At 42.4% G+C, this 5,956-nt stretch carries 2 tRNA genes and 3 rRNA genes; all 5 read right to left on the reverse strand.

The window, feature by feature from the left end:
* Positions 1-117: 117 nt before the first annotated feature.
* Positions 118-234 (reverse strand): 5S ribosomal RNA (gene rrf, locus L8X97_RS08190).
* A 295-nt stretch (positions 235-529) separates the two neighbouring features.
* Positions 530-3,437: ribosomal RNA gene (locus L8X97_RS08195) — 23S ribosomal RNA — on the reverse strand.
* A gap of 456 nt (positions 3,438-3,893) precedes the next feature.
* A tRNA-Ile gene (locus tag L8X97_RS08200) sits at positions 3,894-3,970 on the reverse strand.
* Positions 3,971-3,978: 8 nt separating this feature from the next.
* Positions 3,979-4,054 (reverse strand) — tRNA-Ala (locus L8X97_RS08205).
* Positions 4,055-4,149: 95 nt separating this feature from the next.
* A 16S ribosomal RNA gene (locus tag L8X97_RS08210) occupies positions 4,150-5,662 on the reverse strand.
* Together the 16S, 23S and 5S rRNA genes with 2 tRNA genes alongside form the textbook arrangement of a ribosomal RNA operon.
* Between the last annotated feature and the right edge of the window lie 294 nt (positions 5,663-5,956).

Raw genomic sequence — 5,956 nt, forward strand, 5'->3', positions numbered from 1 at the left:
AAATAACTAAAATAACTAAAATAACTAAAATAACTAAAATAACTAAAATAACTAAAATAACTAGCAATAAAAATAAATATAGGATTGTATATAAAGTAAGAATAATAAGAATTAACAAGTCCGCAATGAGCTACTTTCCCCCTGCCAGTAAGGCGTAGTATCATCACCCACGATGTGCTTAGCTTCTTGGTTCGGGATGGAGCAAGGCGTCTCCACATCTGTATAATCACGGACATTGTTATTTAAATATTCTATTTAATATAGCATAATAAAAACAATCAATAAGATTTAGATATAAAAATTATTTTTATTTTAACTTTCATCTTATTCTTAAGTTTAGATGTTTTATTGAACTAAATACTTTATTGTTTTATTTTAGAATACTTAAAAAACAATGTTAAGAGCAAGTTCTAATATAAACTTTACTTATAAGATTTTATAAACTTAAGAATGTAATTTTTATATAAATATTTCATATAAAAACACCCAAAGCTTTATCAAAAACCTTAACAAGGAAGTGATGCTTAAATAAGATAAGCCAAACGCTCTATTAGTACTGGTCAGCTAAAGGACTTTCATCCATTACACACCCAGCCTATCAAACTAGTAGTCTTCTAGAGAGCTTAGAGAAGATTCATCTTAGAGTTGGCTTCACGCTTAGATGCTTTCAGCGTTTATCCGTTCCAAACTTAGCTACGCTGCGATGCTCTTGGCAGAACAACAGCTACACCAGTGGTTTGTTCAACCCGGTCCTCTCGTACTAGGGTCAAATCTCTTCAATCTTCTTACGCCCACGGCAGATAGGGACCGAACTGTCTCACGACGTTCTGAACCCAGCTCGCGTACCGCTTTAAATGGCGAACAGCCATACCCTTGGGACCTGCTCCAGCCCCAGGATGCGATGAGCCGACATCGAGGTGCCAAACCTCCCCGTCGATGTGAGCTCTTGGGGGAGATCAGCCTGTTATCCCCGGGGTACCTTTTATCCTTTGAGCGATGGCCCTTCCACACAGAACCACCGGATCACTAAGACCGACTTTCGTCTCTGCTTGACTTGTATGTCTTGCAGTTAAGCTGGCTTATACCTTTATACTCTACGAACGATTTCCAACCGTTCTGAGCCAACCTTTGTAAGCCTCCGTTATTATTTGGGAGGCGACCGCCCCAGTCAAACTACCCACCAGACATTGTCCCACTTGAGGATAACTCAAGCTAGTTAGCTACCCAAATAAGAAAGAGTGGTATCTCAACAACGGCTCATATACAACTGGCGTCATATACTCAAAGCCTCCCACCTATCCTGCACATTCTTATCCAAATAGCAGTGTCAAGCTGTAGTAAAGGTCCACGGGGTCTTTCCGTCTTGCCGCGGGTAGGAGGAATTTTCACCTCCACTACAATTTCACTGGATCCCTCTTTGAGACAGCTCCCATCTCGTTACGCCATTCATGCAGGTCGGTATTTAACCGACAAGGAATTTCGCTACCTTAGGACCGTTATAGTTACGGCCGCCGTTTACTCGGGCTTCGATCAAGAGCTTCGCTAATGCTAACCCCATCAATTAACCTTCGAGCACCGGGCAGGCGTCACACCCTATACATCCTCTTACGAGTTAGCAGAGTGCTGTGTTTTTGGTAAACAGTCGGGAGGGACTCTTTGTTGTAAGTTTCTTCGCTTTCGGAGTAAATCCTAATACGAAGCGAACCACACCTTATACCGAAGATACGGTGCTATTTTGCAGAGTTCCTTAAAGAGAGTTCTTCCACGCGCCTTAGAATACTCATCCCACCCACCTGTGTCGGTTTACGGTACGGGCAACATTAGCTAAACTTAGAAACTTTTCTTGGCTCGACGGCATCAGCAATTCTCCTCGCTGTCCGAAGACTTTGAAGAGCCTTTCAGTTCTCGGAGTATTGTTATACGGATTTGCCTATATAACCTCCTACGACCTTAGACTAGCACTTCCATCCGCTAGCTTGCTTAGCCCTAAGCGTCCTTCCATCGCACACTAATGTTGGTATTGGAATATTAACCAATTTGCCATCGTCTACCCCTTTCGGACTCGACTTAGGACCCGACTAACCCTACGATGACGAGCATCGCGTAGGAAACCTTGGGTTTACGGCGTTAATGATTCTCACATTAATTATCGCTACTCATGCCTGCATGCTCACTTCTATTCGCTCCAGCACTCCTTACCGGTATACCTTCGGCGCAAATAGAACGCTCTCCTACCACTTGATAAAATCAAGTCTACAGCTTCGGTACTTACTTTAGCCCCGTTATATTTTCCGCGCAAAATCACTAGACCAGTGAGCTATTACGCTTTCTTTAAAGGATGGCTGCTTCTAAGCCAACCTCCTGGTTGTTTAAGTAACTTCACATCGTTTTCCACTTAAGTAAGATTTAGGGACCTTAGCTGGTAGTCTGGGTTGTTTCCCTCTTGACGACGGATTTTATCACTCGCCGCCTGACTGCTGTGATTACATATAAGGTATTCGGAGTTTGATAGGGTTTGGTACATTGGTGTATGCCCTAGCCCATTCAGTGCTCTACCCCCTTATACTACGACACAACGCTATACCTAAATATATTTCGGAGAGAACCAGCTATCACGAAGTTTGATTGGCCTTTCACCCCTATCCACAAGTCATCCGGGGGCTTTTCAACGCCTATCGGTTCAGTCCTCCACTAGTTCTTACACTAGCTTCAACTTGCTCATGGATAGATCACTTCGTTTCGGGTCTGCAGCATCTGACTTAAGCGCCCTATTCAGACTCGCTTTCGCTACGGCTTCGCGTGTGCTTAACCTTGCCAGACACCACAACTCGCAGGCTCATTATGCAAAAGGCAGTCCATCACACTGTATTGCTACATAGTGCTCTGAATGATTGTAAGCAAATGGTTTCAGGTTCTATTTCACTCTGATCACCTCAGTTCTTTTCACCTTTCCCTCACGGTACTTGTGCACTATCGGTCTGGTAGTAGTATTTAGGGTTGGATCGTGGTCGACCCAGCTTCAGACAGGATTCCTCGTGTCCCGCCCTACTCAGGATACTGCTAGCTAAGGTTTGGTTTTCGTATACGGGACTATCACCCTCTATGGCTACACTTTCCAGAGTGTTCTACTAACCTTACCTATTGCATATTGCAGTCCTACAACCCCCAGTGCAAGCACTGGGTTTGCCCTCTTGCGCTTTCGCTCGCCGCTACTGACGCAATCTCTATTGATTTCTTTTCCTGTAGGTACTAAGATGTTTCAATTCCCTACGTTCGCTCCATTATGGTAGTATATATCTCTATATACTGGGTTGCCCCATTCGGAAATCTACGGATCAAAGCTTCTTGACAGCTCCCCGTAGCTTATCGCAGTCTAGTACGTCCTTCATCGCCTTTACCAGCCAAGGCATCCACCATTCGCTCTTAATAGCTTACCTTTTAATTTATTCTAAAACGCATCACTTCCTTGTTAAAGTTTTTATGATAAGACTTTACTATCTTAAGACGGAAAGCATTTAAACACTTAATAAAACTAAAAATATTAGTCTAACTAAGTTGTGAGTTTAAAACTTGTCTTTAACTAAAAGCTAAAGAAAAGATAGTTAGGTTTTATCCTTTAACAAGTCCTGTAAAATTGTTTTTATTAAAACTTGCTTGTGACTCTTAACAATGATAATTCAAATAACATTAAATAACTAATCTAATATATAAAATATTCTATTATTTATTTAGCTTAGGTCTTAAAACCTAAAGGAAGTATATATAAAGAGTTTAAATAATTTAAAAACATAAGTAATAAAGTATTTTACTTTACTTATTGCTTTATTATTAGCTATATACTTGCTTTAAGTTTTAAAACTTTATTATATGATTGATAAACAAATCTTTTTTTATGGTGGGCCTAACAAGACTTGAACTTGTGACCTCACCCTTATCAGGGGTGCACTCTAACCAGCTGAGCTATAGGCCCTTAATAAATGGTGGAGAATAGCGGGATCGAACCGCTGACCTCCTGCGTGCAAAGCAGGCGCTCTCCCAGCTGAGCTAATTCCCCAAAATTAGCTTTTCATCAATCTTTGAAATCTAAACAAGGATGATTGAGTCTATATATGAACTGATAGTTGTGAGACTTATCAGTTTGTACTCTAGAAAGGAGGTGATCCAACCGCAGGTTCTCCTACGGTTACCTTGTTACGACTTCACCCCAGTCGCTGATTCCACTGTGGACGGTAACTAGTTTAGTATTCCGGCTTCGAGTGAAATCAACTCCCATGGTGTGACGGGCGGTGAGTACAAGACCCGGGAACGTATTCACCGTAGCATGGCTGATCTACGATTACTAGCGATTCCGGCTTCATGCTCTCGAGTTGCAGAGAACAATCCGAACTGGGACATATTTTATAGATTTGCTCCACCTCGCGGTATTGCGTCTCATTGTATATGCCATTGTAGCACGTGTGTCGCCCTGGGCATAAGGGCCATGATGACTTGACGTCGTCCACACCTTCCTCCTCCTTACGAAGGCAGTCTATTTAGAGTGCTCGGCCAAACCGTTAGCAACTAAATACGTGGGTTGCGCTCGTTGCGGGACTTAACCCAACATCTCACGACACGAGCTGACGACAGCCGTGCAGCACCTGTCTCTAAGTTCTAGCAAGCTAGCACCCTCTTATCTCTAAGAGGTTCTTAGGATATCAAGCCCAGGTAAGGTTCTTCGCGTATCTTCGAATTAAACCACATGCTCCACCGCTTGTGCGGGTCCCCGTCTATTCCTTTGAGTTTTAATCTTGCGACCGTACTCCCCAGGCGGTACACTTAATGCGTTAGCTGCATTACTGAGATGACTAGCACCCCAACAACTAGTGTACATCGTTTAGGGCGTGGACTACCAGGGTATCTAATCCTGTTTGCTCCCCACGCTTTCGCGCCTTAGCGTCAGTTAAGTTCCAGCAGATCGCCTTCGCAATGGGTATTCTTGGTGATATCTACGGATTTTACCCCTACACCACCAATTCCATCTGCCTCTCCCTCACTCTAGACTACCAGTTTCCCAAGCAGTTCAACGGTTAAGCCGTTGGATTTCACAAGAGACTTGATAATCCGCCTACGCGCCCTTTACGCCCAGTGATTCCGAGTAACGCTTGCACCCTCCGTATTACCGCGGCTGCTGGCACGGAGTTAGCCGGTGCTTATTCCTTAGGTACCGTCAGAATTCTTCCCTAAGAAAAGGAGTTTACGCTCCGAAAAGTGTCATCCTCCACGCGGCGTTGCTGCGTCAGGGTTTCCCCCATTGCGCAATATTCCCTACTGCTGCCTCCCGTAGGAGTCTGGACCGTGTCTCAGTTCCAGTGTGACTGATCATCCTCTCAGACCAGTTAAGCGTCATAGCCTTGGTGAGCCATTACCTCACCAACTAGCTGATACTATATAGTCTCATCCTACACCGAAAAACTTTCCCTACTCAACTTATGTTAAGCAGGAGTATAGAGTATTAGCAGTCGTTTCCAACTGTTGTCCTCTTGTGTAGGGCAGATTAACTATACCTTACTCACCCGTGCGCCACTAATCCACTTCTAGCAAGCTAAAAGCTTCATCGTTCGACTTGCATGTATTAGGCACGCCGCCAGCGTTCACTCTGAGCCAGGATCAAACTCTCCATAAAAAATATAGATAGTTTAATCTTTTTCTTCAAAGAAAAAGTATTTTAAAGATTAATAAAATAATCTTTAATTATTAATTGATAGATTTACATTATTCAAGGTAAATCTCTGGCTCAATCGATCACTTATTTAGATTTCAAAGATTGACTATAAGATTTGATTAACAATATTAATAATTTAAAGAACAAATATAAAAAATTAAGATAAAAATCTTAAGTTTTTTAAATCCCTTTTATTTGAAAAGGAAATGAAATTATAGCAGTAAAAGCTTAAAGTTTTATTAAAATTGGGATAGA

It is taken from the genome of Campylobacter sp. CNRCH_2013_0671h (genome assembly GCF_025773055.1).
GTDB classification, from domain to species: Bacteria; Campylobacterota; Campylobacteria; order Campylobacterales; family Campylobacteraceae; genus Campylobacter_D; species Campylobacter_D lari_D.